Origin of the sequence: Terrabacter sp. NPDC080008, from assembly GCF_040702505.1 — a bacterium.
Taxonomy (GTDB): domain Bacteria; phylum Actinomycetota; class Actinomycetes; order Actinomycetales; family Dermatophilaceae; genus Terrabacter.
The window spans coordinates 151,622-166,357 of the sequence record NZ_JBFBLC010000005.1 but is presented as its reverse complement, the minus strand read 5'-3'; the positions used below and the strand labels follow the sequence as shown (position 1 = coordinate 166,357).

13 protein-coding genes are annotated in these 14,736 nt (G+C 73.0%); 2 read left to right on the top strand and 11 right to left on the bottom strand.

Annotated elements, in window-relative coordinates:
* Position 1: 1 nt before the first annotated feature.
* From AB0316_RS15360 to glmS, 5 genes are all read right to left on the bottom strand, one after another.
* Positions 2 to 1,267 (bottom strand): alpha/beta hydrolase, encoded by a 1,266-nt coding sequence (locus AB0316_RS15360; RefSeq protein WP_366273906.1) that lies wholly within the window; start codon positions 1,265 to 1,267, stop codon positions 2 to 4.
* Entirely contained in the window at positions 1,264 to 2,484 is a 1,221-nt protein-coding gene (gene alr, locus AB0316_RS15355) for an alanine racemase (RefSeq protein ID WP_366273905.1), read from the bottom strand. The genes AB0316_RS15360 and alr overlap by 4 nt, the downstream gene beginning before the upstream one ends.
* Before the next feature lie 67 nt (positions 2,485 to 2,551).
* Positions 2,552 to 4,129: an NAD(P)H-hydrate dehydratase gene (locus AB0316_RS15350; protein ID WP_366273904.1), complete on the bottom strand. Its 1,578-nt coding sequence runs from the start codon at positions 4,127 to 4,129 to the stop codon at positions 2,552 to 2,554.
* The gene (locus AB0316_RS15345; RefSeq protein WP_366273903.1) at positions 4,129 to 4,479 is read right to left on the bottom strand and encodes a holo-ACP synthase; all 351 of its coding nucleotides are present in this window, start codon (positions 4,477 to 4,479) and stop codon (positions 4,129 to 4,131) included. Before AB0316_RS15345 ends, AB0316_RS15350 begins: the two co-directional genes overlap by 1 nt.
* Position 4,480: 1 nt before the next feature.
* A complete protein-coding gene (gene glmS / locus AB0316_RS15340; protein WP_366273902.1) occupies positions 4,481 to 6,340 on the bottom strand; it encodes a glutamine--fructose-6-phosphate transaminase (isomerizing) in 1,860 nt (619 codons plus the stop codon).
* Between the two features lie 63 nt (positions 6,341 to 6,403).
* Here glmS and coaA point away from each other — a divergent pair, with 63 nt between their 5' ends.
* A complete protein-coding gene (coaA, locus tag AB0316_RS15335) occupies positions 6,404 to 7,414 on the top strand; it encodes a type I pantothenate kinase (RefSeq protein ID WP_366273901.1) in 1,011 nt (336 codons plus the stop codon).
* Positions 7,415 to 7,498: 84 nt separating this feature from the next.
* On the opposite strand, the gene AB0316_RS15330 is transcribed toward coaA, so the two are convergent.
* The 6 genes from AB0316_RS15330 to AB0316_RS15305 form a co-directional block, all read right to left on the bottom strand.
* Positions 7,499 to 8,167, bottom strand: coding sequence for a hypothetical protein (locus AB0316_RS15330; RefSeq protein ID WP_366273900.1), 669 nt, complete (start codon positions 8,165 to 8,167; stop codon positions 7,499 to 7,501).
* Positions 8,168 to 8,658: 491 nt separating this feature from the next.
* Positions 8,659 to 10,083: a PhoH family protein gene (locus tag AB0316_RS15325; RefSeq protein ID WP_366273899.1), complete on the bottom strand. Its 1,425-nt coding sequence runs from the start codon at positions 10,081 to 10,083 to the stop codon at positions 8,659 to 8,661.
* 457 nt (positions 10,084 to 10,540) lie between these two features.
* Positions 10,541 to 11,077 (bottom strand): hypothetical protein, encoded by a 537-nt coding sequence (locus AB0316_RS15320; protein WP_366273898.1) that lies wholly within the window; start codon positions 11,075 to 11,077, stop codon positions 10,541 to 10,543.
* On the bottom strand, positions 11,074 to 11,736 hold the full coding sequence (locus tag AB0316_RS15315; protein WP_366273897.1) for a hypothetical protein: 663 nt from the start codon (positions 11,734 to 11,736) through the stop codon (positions 11,074 to 11,076). Before AB0316_RS15315 ends, AB0316_RS15320 begins: the two co-directional genes overlap by 4 nt.
* Positions 11,737 to 11,859: 123 nt before the next feature.
* On the bottom strand, positions 11,860 to 12,831 hold the full coding sequence (locus AB0316_RS15310; protein WP_366273896.1) for a hypothetical protein: 972 nt from the start codon (positions 12,829 to 12,831) through the stop codon (positions 11,860 to 11,862).
* A 108-nt stretch (positions 12,832 to 12,939) separates the two neighbouring features.
* Complete coding sequence (locus AB0316_RS15305) at positions 12,940 to 13,701, bottom strand: isoprenyl transferase (protein ID WP_366273895.1); 762 nt, start codon at positions 13,699 to 13,701, stop codon at positions 12,940 to 12,942.
* Between the two features lie 220 nt (positions 13,702 to 13,921).
* Here AB0316_RS15305 and AB0316_RS15300 point away from each other — a divergent pair, with 220 nt between their 5' ends.
* Positions 13,922 to 14,641, top strand: coding sequence for a hemolysin III family protein (locus tag AB0316_RS15300; protein WP_366273894.1), 720 nt, complete (start codon positions 13,922 to 13,924; stop codon positions 14,639 to 14,641).
* The last annotated feature ends 95 nt before the right edge of the window (positions 14,642 to 14,736 follow it).

The window sequence follows — 14,736 nt, the reverse complement described above, 5'->3', positions numbered from 1 at the left end:
GTCACGCCCCCTTGGGCCGCGCCGGCCTCGGACGGATCGTGCGGCCACGGCGCGACCGTGCGAGCTCGGCCGCCTCCTTCTCGAGGCGCTTGAGGCGGCGGTTCTTGGCCACGTCGGTGACGATCCGGCGCACCCGCGGCTGCTTCGCGACGTCGACCTGCTCCGCCCGGGCCCGGGCGGACTGGTCGACGAGCTGGACGAGGTGGGCGTCGAGCAGGTCCGGGTGCTCGAGCATGATGACGTGGCCGGCGTCGTTGACGACGATGTGCTCCGCGCCGGGGATGCCCTCGACGATGAGCTCGCTGTGCGCCGGCGGGGTGAGGATGTCCTCGCGGCCGTTGAAGACGAGGACGACCGCGTGCCGGAACTCCGACAGAGCCGGCCGCTTGTCGAAGCCGTCGAAGGTCCGCAGGTAGTCGTTGACGACGTCGAGCGGGGTGCCGAGCAGCATGTCGGCGGTGTAGCGCACGACCGATCGCGGCACCGGTGAGGCGAACGAGTTCTGCTCGACCATGAAGTGCTCGAGGTCACGGGTGACCCGACGCATGCGGCTGAAGAGCTCGGGGCGCGAGGCCAGCGACGCGAGCACGCCGGGGCCGAGGCGCTCGAGCAGGAGGCGGCCGAAGGTCGCCATGCGGCCGCCGTTGGCGAGCATGAGCCCACCGGCGCTGGTGGCGATGAACCCTGCCCCGACGACCCGCTTCTCGACGAGCTCACGCTGCTGCTCCCCGAGGGCCAGCATGGTCATGCCGCCCATCGAGTGGCCGACGAGCACGATGTCCCCGTCAGGCACCAGCTCGGTCAGGACCTGGTGCAGGTCCTCGCCGAGACGCTCGATCGTGTAGCTCTCCCGGTCGCCGCGGCCGGAGCGTCCGTGGCCGCGCTGGTCCCAGCTGACGACGCGATAGCCGGCAGCCTTGAGCGCCCGCCGCTGGTAGACCCAGCAGCGCAGGCTCAGGCAGTAGCCGTGCGTCAGCACGACGGTCGGCAGCTCTTCCGCACGGCCGTGCCGGGTGGCGCCCCGGGCCGCGACGCGCGCGGTCTCGGGGTCCGGCAGGTCGACCTCTGCGTGCAGCGTGACGCCGTCGTCGGTCAGGACGACGTGCTCCTCGTCCGGAGTGATGTCGAGCAGCTCCGGTGTCTCCAGGGCCTCCATCGCCGCGCGGTGCTTGCCCGCTCGGTCGGCCGCGATGCCGGCGGCGACACCGGCCGCGACGCCCAACGAGGCCGCGGCGATGCCGAGGACCGGGTTGCGACGCGGGCTCACGCGCTGCCCTCCGGCTCTCCGAGGTAGAGCCGCGGCACGCGTGCGCCGAGCCGGGTCACGATCTCGTAGCTGATGGTGTCGGTGGCGTCGGCCCACTCCTGCGCCGTGGGCTCACCGGGGGCTCCACCGAAGAGCGTCACGACGTCCCCGGCACGGGCCCGCGAGCCGGGTCCGAGGTCGAGGACGAACTGGTCCATGCACACCCGCCCGGCGATGGTCGTGCGGCGCCCGTCGGCGAGCACCGGGCCGACGTTGCTGGCGTTGCGGGGCACACCGTCGGCGTAGCCCGCGGGGACGAGCCCCACCACCGTGTCGACCTGCGGGGTGTAGGCGTGGCCGTAGCTGATGCCCTGGCCCGCCGGCAGCGCCTTGACGAGCGCCAGCCGGGCCCGCAGGGTCATGACGGGGCGCAGGCCGAAGTCGTCGTCGACCTGCGGCACCGGGGTCAGGCCGTACATGGCGATGCCCGGGCGCACGATGTCCGCGTGCGCCGAGGGGTGCACGAGGGTGGCGGCGGAGTTGGCCAGGTGCCGCACCTCGAGGCGCAGCCCGGCTTGCTCCGCCTCGGCGACGGCCTCGAAGAACCGGTCCTGCTGCGCCAGCACGGTCGGGTGCTCGGGCGCGTCGGCGAAGGCGAAGTGGGTCCAGGCGCCGACGACGCGGATGGCGCCGCCTGCCTCGAGCTGTCGGGCGTGCTGGACCAGTGCCGACCAGCCCGCGCCGTAGGCGCCGCCGCGGCCGAGCCCCGTGTCGGCCTTGAGGTGCACCCGGGCGGTCCGGCCGGCGGTCGCAGCGGCCGTGGCGATCTCGTCGAGGACCCACGGCGCCGACGCGGACAGGTCGATGTCGCGGGCGACGGCCCCGGCGAAGTCGGCCCCGGGCACGCTGAGCCAGGTCAGCAGGCGGGTCGTGATGCCGGCGTCGCGCAGCGCGAAGGCCTCGGCGAACTGGGCCGTGCCCAGCCAGGTGGCCCCGCCGCGAATGGCCGCGCGGGCCACCGGAAGCAGCCCGTGGCCATACGCGTCGGCCTTGACGACCGCCATGAACTCGGACGAGGGGGCGAGCGCGCGCAGCGTGCGCACGTTGTGCTCGAGCGCGCCGAGGTCGATCTCGGCCCACACGGTCAGGCCTCGGGTGGGCAGCTCGCCCTGGATCGTGGCCGCCGCGCTCGTGGGTGCGGCCACCGGGCCGGCGTCGGGGACGTCGATCTGGCTCATGCGTGCAGTCTCGCAGTTCATCGGGGTGGTCCGGGAACGGGGCTCGGCCGGTGGGCCGTGCGCCGGCTCAGCTCGGGGCGGACCGCCCGCGGGCCAGCAGGTCGCGCACAGTGGGGCGTATGCCGTGTGCGACCGCGAGCGCCCGCAGCGGGCCCCCGCCGGAGACCCGGTCGGCAGACACCCCGTGGACGAGGGCGCCGAGAGAGGCGGCGTCGTGGGGTGGGAGACCGGAGGCGAGGAGGGCACCGATGACACCGGAGAGCACGTCGCCGGCCCCGGCGGTGGCGAGCCAGGGCGGCGCGTCGGCCTGCGAGCGTACGGGGTGGCCGTCGGTGACGACGAGCGTCGTGGCGCCCTTGAGCAGCACCGTGGCGCCGGTCCGCGCGGCCAGGCGCCGGGCGTGCCCCAGCGGGTCTGCCTTGACGTCGTCCGTGGTGGTCTCGGCGGGACCGTTGACGGAGGTTGCCGGGTCGGGTGAGCGTGAGCCGGCGCCGGGTCGAGCTGAATCTGCGTCATCGGTCCCGCTCGTCGACTGCTCGAGCCGGGTGAGGAGCCGGGCCAGCTCGCCGGCGTGGGGAGTCAGCACGGTGGGGGCCTCGCGCCGTCCCTCGACGAGCGCCAGCCCGCCGGCGTCGACGACGACCGGCTGCTCGCTCGCCAGCGCAGAACGGGCCGAGTCCAGCTGGGTGCGGGCCTCGTCGGTGTCGGCCTCCGTGTCGAGCCCGGGCCCGACGACCCACGCCTGCACGCGCCCCTCCCCCACGACCGCCTCCGGCACGGCCTGGTGGACGAGTCCGACCGGGGTCGGCGTGCCGACGTAGCGGATCATGCCGATGCCGGCCTCGGCAGCCGCCGTCGTGCAGAGCACGGCCGCTCCGGGGTAGGCCTCGCTGCCGGCGACGACGCCGAGCACGCCGCGGGAGTACTTGTCGTCGCCCCGACCGGGAACGGGCCACAGGTCCGTGACGTCGTCCCACGTCAGCCGCTCGACCGCGGCCGGGACGTCGTCGACCTCGATGCCGATGTCGACCACGGTCAGCCGGCCCGTCGCCGCCTCTCCGGCGGGCAGCAGGTGCACCGGCTTCGGCGTGCCGAAGGTGACGGTCTCGTCGGCCCAGACGGCGTCTTCCTCGCCCGACTCCCCGGCCGGGTCGAGACCGCTCGCGAGGTCCACGGCGATCACCCAGGCGTCGTCGTCGATCGCGTCGACGAGCCGGGCCGCCTCCGGCCGCAGGCCCGGCCGACCACCGATGCCGACGATGCCGTCGAGCACGAGGTCGGCACCGGCCACGGCCTCGGCCGCATCGTCGGGATCGTCGGCAGTCACGTGCACGACGGCTCCGGCCGACTCGGCGGCCTGCAGTCCGGCGGCGTGGACGCCCGAGCGGCCGGCCGAGGGAACCAGCACCACGGCGGCGGCGTAGCCCGACTCGGCGAGTGCGGCGAGGGCATACAGCGTGTCGCCGCCGTTGTCGCCGGCGCCGACGAGGCCGACCACGGTGGCGCCCTCGACGTCGGTGAGCCGGGCGGCGGCCACCTCGGCGAGCCCGTGCGCGGCCCGCGCCATCAGCTCACCCTCGGGCAGCCGCGCCATGGCAGCGGCCTCCGCGGTGCGTACGGCCTGGACGGAATGTGCCCGGATCATCAGCCCTCCGCGATGACGACGGCCGACGCCACTCCGGCGTCGTGGGACAGGGACAGGTGCAGCGAGTCGACGCCGAGGTCGTTGGCGCGGGCCTGGACCGTGCCGCCGATCTCGAGGAACGGTCGCCCTTCGTCGTTCGTCACGACGCGGGCATCGGTCCAGTGCAGCCCGACCGGCGCTCCGAGTGCCTTGGCGAGCGCCTCCTTGGCGGCGAACCGCGCGGCCAGCGACGCGATGCCGAGGTCCTGTTCCTCGGGCGTGAAGAGCCGCTGGCGCAGCGCGGGCGTGCGCTCGAGCGTCCCCTCGAAGCGCGCGATGTCGACGACGTCGATCCCGACCCCGACGATCACGTCACTCGACCGTGACCGACTTGGCGAGGTTGCGCGGCTGGTCGACGTCGAGGCCCTTGGCCGTGGACAGCCACAGCGCGAAGACCTGGAGCGGAACTACCGTGAGCAGCGGTGCGAGCAGCGGCGAGGTCGCGGGGACCCGGATCACCTCGTCGGCGAACGGCTCGACCGCCTCGTCGCCCTCCTCGGCGATGACGAGGGTGCGGGCGCCGCGGGCCCGGATCTCCTGGATGTTGGAGACGACCTTGCCGTGCAGGCCGTGCTCGCTCGTGGGCGAGGGGACGACGACGAAGACCGGCTGGCCCGGCTCGATGAGCGCGATGGGGCCGTGCTTGAGCTCGCCGGCCGCGAAGCCCTCGGCGTGGATGTAGGCGAGCTCCTTGAGCTTGAGCGCACCCTCGAGCGCGATCGGGTAGCCGACGTGCCGGCCGAGGAAGAGCACCGCGCGGGTGTCGGCCATGAAGCCGGCGATCTCCTTGACCCGGTCCATCCGGCCGAGCAGCGTCTCGATCTTGGCCGGCACCTGCGCCAGCTCCTTCATGACCGACTGCGCGTCGTCGGCGTACGACCCGCCGCGCAGCTGCGCGAGGTAGAGGCCGAGGACGTAGCACGCGGTGATCTGGGCGAGGAAGGCCTTGGTCGAGGCGACGGCGATCTCGGGGCCCGCGTGCGTGTAGAGCACGGCGTCGGACTCGCGCGGGATCGTCGAGCCGTGCGTGTTGCACACGGACACCGTGACGGCGCCGAGGTCACGGGCGTGCTTGACGGCCATGAGGGTGTCCATCGTCTCGCCTGACTGGCTGATGGAGACGACCAGGGTGCGCTCGTCGACGATGGGGTCGCAGTAGCGGAACTCGTGCGCGAGGGCGACCTCGACGGGGATGCGCGTCCAGTGCTCGATGGCGTACTTGGCCACCATGCCGGCGTATGCCGCGGTGCCGCAGGCGACGATCGTGATGCGGTCGACCGCCTTGAGCTGCTCCTCCGAGATGCTCATCTCGTCGAGGACGAGCCGGCCCTCGGCGTCGGTGCGCCCGAGCAGCGTGTCGGCGACGGCGTGCGGCTGGTCGTGGATCTCCTTCTCCATGAAGGTGGCGTAGCCACCCTTCTCGGCGGCCGCGGCGTCCCACGTCACGTCGTACGCCTTGCCCTCGGCCGGCGTGCCGTCGAAGTTGACGACGGTGGCACCGTCGGGGGTGATCGTGACGATCTGGTCCTGGGCCAGCTCGAGGGCGTGGCGGGTGTGGCCGATGAAGGCGGCGACGTCGGAGCCGAGATAGTTGGCATCCTCGCCGAGGCCCACGACGAGGGGGCTGTTGCGGCGGGCGCCGACCACGACGCCGGGCTGGTCGGCGTGGATCGCGAGCAGGGTGAAGGCGCCCTCGAGGTCGGCCACGACGGCCTGCATCGCGGCGGTCAGATCCTGCTCGCGCTCGTAGGCGGCCGCCAGCAGGTGCGCGACGACCTCGGTGTCGGTCTCGCTCGTGAACTCGACGCCGTCCTCGAGCAGCCCCTTCTTGAGGGCGTGGAAGTTCTCGATGATGCCGTTGTGGATCAGGGCGAGCTTGCCGTCCCTGCCACCGCGGTGCGGGTGGGCGTTCTGGTCGGTCGGGCCGCCGTGCGTGGCCCAGCGGGTGTGCCCGATGCCGGTCGTCGACGGGGGCAGCGGGTCGGCCTCGAGCTCGGCGACGAGGTTGGCGAGCTTGCCGGACTTCTTGCGCGTCTCGACGTGGTCGCCATCGAGGAGCGCCACACCGGCCGAGTCGTAGCCTCGGTACTCGAGGCGGGCCAGGCCCTCCATGACGACGTCCAGCGCCGTCGCGTCGCTCGAGCGTCCGACGTATCCCACGATTCCGCACATGGAGAGCAGCCTAAGGGAACGCGCGCGGGGGCAACGCCACGCACGGCGACGCCGTCCGCAACAATGTCGCACGTGTCGGAGCCATCCACCGGAACCGGCGGGAGCGGCGTCGATGTCACCAACGGCAGCACCGGCACCGTGATCCCGTCCCCCTACATCGAGCTCGACCGGGCCGCGTGGTCCCGGTTGCGCGAGAACCACCCCCTCAACCTCGACGACGCCGACCTGGCGCGGCTGCGGGGCCTCGGCGACCCGGTGGACCTGCGTGAGGTCGAGGAGGTCTACCTGCCGCTGTCGCGCCTGCTCAACTTCTACGTCGGCGCCACCCGCCAGCTCCACCAGGTGACGAGCGACTTCCTCGGCGAGCGTCCGGCCCGCACCCCCTTCGTCATCGGGGTCGCCGGCTCGGTGGCCGTCGGCAAGTCGACGACGGCGCGCGTGCTGCGCGAGATGCTCGCCCGCTGGCCCGACACCCCCCGCGTGGCCCTCGTGACGACCGACGGCTTCCTCTTCCCCAACGCCGAGCTCGAGCGGCGGGGGCTGCTGCACCGCAAGGGCTTCCCGGAGTCCTACGACCGGCGGGCGCTGCTGCGCTTCGTGGCGGAGATCAAGTCGGGTCGGGCGGAGGTGACGGCGCCCGTCTACTCGCACCTGTCCTACGACATCGTCCCGGGCGAGCGCATCGTCGTGCGCCAGCCCGACGTGCTCATCGTCGAGGGCCTCAACGTGCTGCAGGCCCCCGAGAACCACCCGGTGCGCGGCACGGGCCTGGCCGTCAGCGACTTCTTCGACTTCTCCGTCTACGTCGACGCGTGGGTCGACGACGTGCGCAAGTGGTACGTCGAGCGCTTCCTGCGGCTGCGCCAGACGGCGTTCTCCGACCCCGACTCGTACTTCCACCGCTACGCCGCCCTCTCGGACGAGCAGGCCGTCGCGACCGCGAACCGCATCTGGCGCGAGATCAACGGGCCCAACCTCGTCGAGAACATCCTGCCGACGCGCTCACGCGCGACGCTGGTGCTCTCCAAGGGCGAGAACCACGCGGTGCGCCGGGTGCGCCTGCGCAAGATCTGAGTGCGTACGCCGTAGAGCGCGTATGCCGTGGGGCGGGCTCCGTCGGGAGCCCGCCCCACGGCATACGGCGTGGGTCTCGTGCGGTCAGTACCAGTGCGGGGAGCGCGCCTGCCACGTGGACCAGGCGTTGCACGGGTTGCCGTAGGACATCTCGATGTACCAGAGGCCCCACTTGATCTGGGTCAGCGGGTTGGTGCGGTAGTCGGCGCCGAACTGAGCCATCTTGCTCGCCGGCAGCGACTGCGGGATGCCGTAGGCGCCTGAGCTGGCGTTGGTGGCGCTCCAGCGCCAGTCGCTCTCGCCGTTCCAGAGGTTGACGAGGCAGTTGTACTGCGCGTCGCTCGACCAGCCGTGGTCGGCCATCAGGATGCGGGCCGCGGACTGCGGGTCGGCCTTCACGTTGTCGATGATGCTCTGGCGTTCCTTGTCGCGGGCCGCCTTGGCGGCGGCGACGCGGGCCTGCTCGGCCTGCTGGGCGGCCGCCAGCTTCTGCTTGGCCTCAAGCTCCTTCGCGGTCTTCACGCCGGTCGCCGCGATGGCCGTTCGGCGCTCGTTGCGCGAGACGGACGCTGCGGCGCGGTAGGTCGTGTCGACCGTGGAGGCGCGGGCGAGCTCGTCGGTCTGCGCGACCACGCCGTTGCCCACGACGAAGGCCGCGGTGTCGGCGCCGATCAGGTCGTTCGCCTTGGCGTAGGCGAAGCCGGAGGCTCCGAGGCCGAGCGCGAGGGCGCCGGCGAGGAGCGGGCGTCCCACGTGCCGCTTGCGTGCGGGCTTGCCGCGCCGGGCGCCGGAGGTGGACCTGGACGTGGAGGTGGACCTGGAGGAGAGTGCCTCGCCCGTGGTGGCCTGTCCGAGTGCCCGGCCGGATCGAGCCGCGGGGGTGGCACGGTCGGAGCGGGGGGCGGTCGAGGGGGCCGGTGCGCTGCGGTGCCGGCCTTCATAGCGTGCCATGAACAGGGCTCACGCCTTCCTGGGTCTCGGGTACGCGGCGCCGCCGGCGCGGGCGGTGGCCCACAGCCGGCCACGCCGGACATGTCACGGGAGACCCTCGCGGCCGCGCTCGCACCCCATTCGAGCGTTACCGTTCCGAGATCTCCCAGCGACACACGGTGCCATCCAATGACGCAAGGGGCAAATCGGCGTGCGCAGGAGGGCGCGGCGAGCCTACCTCCCGGTAACGGAAGCGGCGGTCCCCGGGCCGTAGCCCGGGGACCGCCGCCGTCACCGGCAGGCCGCTGTGGGGGTCACATCTCGATGCCCTCGAGCAGGTCGGTGACGAGCGCCGCAATGGGACTGCGCTCGCTGCGGGTCAGGGTCACGTGCGCGAAGAGCGGGTGCCCCTTGAGCTTCTCGATGACGGCGGCCACCCCGTCGTGCCGGCCGACGCGGAGGTTGTCGCGCTGGGCGACGTCGTGCGTCAGCACCACCTTGCTGTTCTGCCCGATGCGGGACAGGACGGTGAGCAGGACGTTGCGCTCGAGCGACTGCGCCTCGTCGACGATGACGAACGCGTCGTGCAGGGACCGGCCGCGGATGTGGGTCAGCGGCAGCACCTCGAGCAGGCCGCGGTCCATGACCTCCTCGACGACCTCCGTGGAGACGAGGGCGCTGAGCGTGTCGAAGACCGCCTGGCCCCACGGGTTCATCTTCTCGGCCTCGGTGCCGGGCAGGTAGCCGAGCTCCTGGCCACCGACGGCGAAGAGCGGCCGGAAGACGAGGACCTTGCGCTGGATGCGACGCTCCATGACCGACTCGAGCCCGGCGCAGAGGGCGAGCGCCGACTTGCCGGTGCCGGCGCGGCCGCCGAGGCTGACGATGCCCACGTCGGGGTCGAGCAGCAGGTCGAGGGCGATGCGCTGCTCGGCGCTGCGTCCGTGCAGCCCGAAGGCGTCGCGGTCGCCGCGCACGAGCCGGACCTGCTTGTCGGCCCCGACCCGCCCCAGACCGCTTCCCCGCGGCGAGAGCAGGACGAGACCGGTGTGGCAGGGCAGCTCGGCCGCGCCGGCGTGCTCGATGCGGCCGCGGTCGTAGAGCTGGTCGAGCTCGTCGGAGGTCACCTCGAGCTCGGCCAGGCCGGTCCAGCCGGTGTCGACGCCCTGCTCGTGGCGGTACTCCTCCGCTTCGAGCCCGCACGCCGAGGCCTTGACGCGCATCGGCAGGTCCTTGGACACGATCGTCACGTCGGCACCCTCGTTGGCGAGGTTGCGGGCGACGGCGAGGATCCGGGTGTCGTTGTCGCCGAGGCGGAAGCCGGCCGGCAGCGACATGGGGTCGGTGTGGTTGAGCTCGACGCGCAGCGTCCCGCCCGTCTCCCCCACCGCGACGGGTTGGTCGAGGCGGCCGGCGCTGACCCGCAGGTCGTCGAGCAGGCGCAGCGCCTGCCGGGCGAAGTAGCCGAGCTCCGGGTGGTGGCGCTTGCCCTCGAGCTCGGTGACGACGACGACGGGGAGGACGACCTCGTGCTCGGCGAAGCGGAGCATGGCCCGCGGGTCGGAGAGGAGCACCGAGGTGTCGAGGACGTACGTCTTGTGCTCGGGCTCGCGGGCGCGTGCCGTCGTGCGGGTGGCGGTGCGGGTCGTGCTCTGTGCGGTGGCGCGTGTGGAGGCCGCGGCCGGCTCGGTGGTGATGCTGGCGGGGTCCGACGTGACCTGACGGGTCGTACGTGCCATGTGCCACTCCCTACGCGGCGCGCGGTGCGCGCCTAGTCGCTCCCGAGGTGCCGGGCGGCCACCAGAGGGTGGCGTGGTGCCCGGCCCTCCGTCCTGAGCGATAGCTCCATGGGTGGGCCTCCTGGCAACGTCCGGCGGGTGCCGGCCGTTGGGACGACGGTACGACCGGAGACCGACAGCGCAAGGCATTGACACGTGACTGTGCACGTGTCGCCCCCGAAGTTCACGTATCGGTCACCATCGACGGCCCGGCGTTCGGCAGGGCATCGTCTCGCGGCGGCCCGGCCGGCCGTGAGGAACCGGCTCGTGAGCAACCGGCGCGTTCACTCCGTGCCGCGGTGGCCGAGCCGATTCTGCGGAAGGAACGGCGGATGGAGCGGCGGACGATGTTGCACCTGCTGGGGTCATCACCCCACCGGGTGCAGCACCATCCCGCACACGCGTGCGGCAGCCGGCCTCAGCGGCCGGGGCGGCCCGTGCGCACGGCCGCCATGACACCGACGACGGCGGCGAGCAGGCCCAGCAGCACGATCACGACGATGCTTCCGGCGCTCGTCGGCGTCTGCCCGCTCACAGCACGACGCAGTGCCAGCACCATGACCAGAGTGACGAACGCGCAGACCGCGACAAGGACCCAGCGGCCGACGCGGGCGAGCCGCGAGTCGTTCCCGAAGGCGCTGCCGACGTTGGCACCCGACTCGACGGCCACCTGCAGCGGGTCCGCGTCGGGGTTGCGTCGCCGCCAGGCACGTCGGGCCGTGCCCATGTGCACGATGAACGCCCCGATGAGCGCGATCGGCAGCCCCGTGCAGAGGCGCGCCACCCGCGCCTCCGGCCCACCGAAGACGCCGAGCACCACGGCGAACAGGCCCACGGCCACGAGCAGGGACCCCATCACGACGGTGACCGTCGGTGAGACGGCCCCGGCCATCCGTGACGGGTCGTCGAGCCAGGCGTAGGGCGGCGGGTCGTCCCGCCGGTCCGGCGCGCTCATGCGGTCACGAGGGCAGGCAGCAGGCGGGCGAGCTCCTCGGGCAGCTGCGCCCGGGCCACCTCGCGCTGAACGCCCTCGGGAGTGTCGGAGACGAGCCAGCCGCCGTCCCGGGGTCGGAAGTAGAGCGCCCCCAGGACGCCCTGAAGGTCGCGGGTCTCCAGAGCGAACGTGCCGCTGCCGCGGAACTCCAGCATGGCCTCGATCCCTCGCGCGAGGGCGGCAGCCGGGCGGTGCACCTCGTTGGTGAGCCCGACGAACCACGTGCCGAGGCTGCGCGGCTGGAGCAGGGCGATGGCGTCGCCATCCTCGACGGCCACGAGCAGATCGCCGCGGTCGCCGGCGTCCTCACGGAAGCTGACGCCGCTCCACCGGCGTCCCCGAGCGAGCACCGTCTCGAGCACGGCGGCCTCGCCGCGGCTCACCGCACGGTCGCCCTCGGGCGCGGCGAGGCCTCGAGCGAGGAGTGAGGCGACGCCTGCAGCCGCCACCACGTCGTCGTGCGGCGCGGCCTGGAAACCGAGAGCCGCCAGCGACATCCGGGCACTCGGCGTGGCGTGCCGGCCCAGCAGGTAGGCCAGCTCAGCCCAACCGAAGCCGTAGACGTCATCAGGCAACGACAGCCTGGCGAGCTCGCTGCCGGCGAGCGGGTCGGTGGGCATCCGGTAACTCCTTCGTGCGGTGGACGTTCGTGGGCGTTCGGTGGAGATGAGGCGCCCGGGCGTGGGAGGGGACCGCGAGCGTACGCGTGCCCATCCTGCCCGGCACCCGACGGCGGTGGGCGGTCAGAACCAGCTGGTGACGCTGTGCCAGGTGTCGCTCGCCGCGTGGCCGATGTCGGAGGCCACGTCCGCCACCTCGTGACCGACGGCGTTGACGGCGTCATGCACGGCCGGGATGTTCTGGTAGGCGGCGACGCCCAGGCTCGCGACGCCGCACACGACGTCGGCCGGCGGAGGGGCGAAGACGGCGCCGGCCATCAGGGCCGTGCCCAGACCGTTCGTCACCATGCCCTCGGTGTTGCCCGTCCGGACGGAGTCGACGAAGGAGGCCGCGCTGAGCCCGATACCGACCGGGCCGAGCACACCGAACTTGCCGACGACCTTGCCGGCAGCGCTTCCCTCCGAGAAGAGGCCCGAGAGACCCTTCATGTCCCACGCCTCCGCGACCATGTTCGAGGTCGCCGCGAACTTCGAGGCGCTCGGGAGCGCCTCGAACAGCGGGTCGCCCGCCTTGGCCAGCTCGGTGATCTCGCCGAGGTACTTGCCGCTGAGGCGCCAGCCGTCGGCCCGGCTGAAGGTCGAGAGCACACCGGCCGAGTGGGCCAGCAGGCTGGGCAGACCCGCGACGGTCATTCCGACGCCGAGCCCGTCGAGCACGCTCGGGCCGGAGTCCCCCTCGTTGCTGCCCGGGGCGCCAGCACCTGCCCCGCCGGTGCCGCCGCCCAACGGGGCGCCGGGTGCGCCCGCGCCGCCCGAGAGGCCCGGGCCGCTCGCCGTCTCCTGCTGGCCCGCGTTGCGGCGCAGCGCCTCCGCCAGCCGGCCCAGCTCGGACCCGAACTGGCTCAGCTGCGCCTCCACCGGTGGCCAGCGCTCCATGAGCTGGTCCAGGTCGGAGCCGCCCCACTGTCCGCGCAGCGCCTGCACGGCCCGACCGGCCTCGACCTTGACGCCATCGCACTCACGGGCGTGCCCGCTCAGGCGCTCGGCCGACGCACGCAGCGCCACCGGGTCGGCGCCCTTCTTGTAGATCGCCACGTTCTCTCCCCCTGTGCTGGACGGACGTCCGAAACCTACGCAACAGGCGCGCCCCGGACAATGGGGAGGACTCCCCTTCGCTCGTCCGAGACGCGGCCGACCGGTCGCTCAGCCGCCGAACCGACGGTGCCGGCCGGCATACGCCCGCAGTGCGCGCAGGAAGTCGACGTGGCGGAAGTCGGGCCAGTACGCCTCACAGAAGTAGAACTCCGAGGTCGCGCTCTGCCAGAGGAGGAAGCCGCCGAGGCGCTGCTCGCCCGAGGTGCGGATGACGAGGTCGGGGTCGGGCTGGCCCTTGGTGTAGAGGTGCTCGGCGATGTCCTCGACCGTGAGCTCGCCGGCGATCTGCTCGAGCGACTCGCCCGCGGCCGCGCGGGCCAGGAGCAGGTCGCGCACGGCGTCGGCGATCTCGCGCCGGCCGCCGTAGCCGACGGCGACGTTGACGGTCATGCCGACGACGTCCTTGCTGCGCTCGGCCGAGGCGCGCAGGCTCTCGGCCGTCTCGGGCGGCAGCAGGTCGAGGGCCCCGACGATCCGCAGGTGCCAGTGGCCCGACTCGGCCAGGTCGGCCACCGCCGTCTCGATGATCTTGAGCAGGGGCGCGAGCTCCTCCTCGGGGCGGCGCAGGTTGTCCGTCGAGAGCAGCCACAGGGTGACGTACTCGACGCCGGCCTCGCGGCACCACTCGAGCAGGTCCTCGATCTTGTCCGCGCCGGCCTGGTGCCCGCTCGCCGTGCCGGCACCGCGGGCGCGGGCCCAGCGCCGGTTGCCGTCGAGCATGACGGCGACGTGGCGCGGGAGCGCCTCCCTGGGGAGGTCCTTGAGGACTCGGCGCTCGTACGCGCCGTAGACCACATCGCGCCACCCCACGGGGCCTCCTCGTCGTCTCGACCGGTCGCGCCGGTGAGCGCCGGCCTCGGTGAACACCCCCCTCCGAGCGGGGCGCCGTCCCACCGTACTCCCCGGTCCGGGAGCGGCCTGCGAGGCCGGCTGGAGGTGTCGTGCTGATCATGTGAGGAGCTCGTGGAGCCGGCAGATCGGGACAACCTACGCATCCGTAACCTACGGTCGCGTAGGTTACACTCGGGGCATGACGCACCAGCCCGAGCCCACTGCCCAGGAGCGCCCGGAGCCGTCGAACGGTCCCGTCTCTGACCTGGTCGCGAGCGTCAAGCCGCGCCTGCGCGGCTGGCTGCACCTCGGGATGTTCCCGGTCGCCCTGCTGGGCGGCCTGGGCCTCGTCCTCGTCGCAGAGCCCGGAGCCGTGCGCACCGCGACCCTCGTCTTCATGACGAGCGCAGCGCTGCTCTTCGGCGTCTCGGCCATCTACCACCGCGGCACGTGGGGTCCCCGCGCCGCCGGACTGCTCAAGCGGTTCGACCACTCGAACATCTACCTCATCATCGCCGGCACCTACACGCCGTTCGCGGTGACGCTGCTCCCCTCCGACCAGGCCCGGCTGCTGCTGTCGCTCATCTGGGGCGGGGCGCTCGCCGGCGTGCTCTTCCGCATCTTCTGGGTCGGGGCGCCGCGGTGGCTCTACACGGCGCTCTACCTCGTGCTCGGCTGGACCGCCGTCTTCTACGTCGTGCCGTTCTGGCACGGCGGCGGGCCGGTCATCGGCTCCCTCATCGGCCTCGGCGGCCTGCTCTACACCGCGGGCGGCATCGTCTACGGCACCAAGAAGCCGAACCCGTGGCCGAAGTGGTTCGGCTTCCACGAGGTCTTCCACGCCTTCACGCTCGGCGGGTTCCTGACGCACTTCGCAGCGGTCGCGCTCGCCGTCGTCGGGACGCGGGCCTTCGCCTGACCCCGCACCTGACATGACGAACGCCCCGGCCTGTGCCGGGGCGTTCGTCGTGGGCGAGAAAGTCAGGGCGTACGCCGTGGGGCCGAGCCAGCGCC

Bases quoted from the DNA above. Each gene is read 5' to 3' on its own strand.
- alr (WP_366273905.1), bottom strand. From the start codon at position 2,484: ATGAGCCAGATCGACGTCCCCGACGCCGGCCCGGTGGCCGCACCCACG.
- AB0316_RS15350 (WP_366273904.1), bottom strand. From the start codon at position 4,129: ATGATCCGGGCACATTCCGTCCAGGCCGTACGCACCGCGGAGGCCGCT.
- glmS (WP_366273902.1), bottom strand. From the start codon at position 6,340: ATGTGCGGAATCGTGGGATACGTCGGACGCTCGAGCGACGCGACGGCG.
- coaA (WP_366273901.1), top strand. From the start codon at position 6,404: ATGTCGCACGTGTCGGAGCCATCCACCGGAACCGGCGGGAGCGGCGTC.
- AB0316_RS15325 (WP_366273899.1), bottom strand. From the start codon at position 10,083: ATGGCACGTACGACCCGTCAGGTCACGTCGGACCCCGCCAGCATCACC.
- AB0316_RS15320 (WP_366273898.1), bottom strand. From the start codon at position 11,077: ATGAGCGCGCCGGACCGGCGGGACGACCCGCCGCCCTACGCCTGGCTC.
- AB0316_RS15315 (WP_366273897.1), bottom strand. From the start codon at position 11,736: ATGCCCACCGACCCGCTCGCCGGCAGCGAGCTCGCCAGGCTGTCGTTG.
- AB0316_RS15300 (WP_366273894.1), top strand. From the start codon at position 13,922: ATGACGCACCAGCCCGAGCCCACTGCCCAGGAGCGCCCGGAGCCGTCG.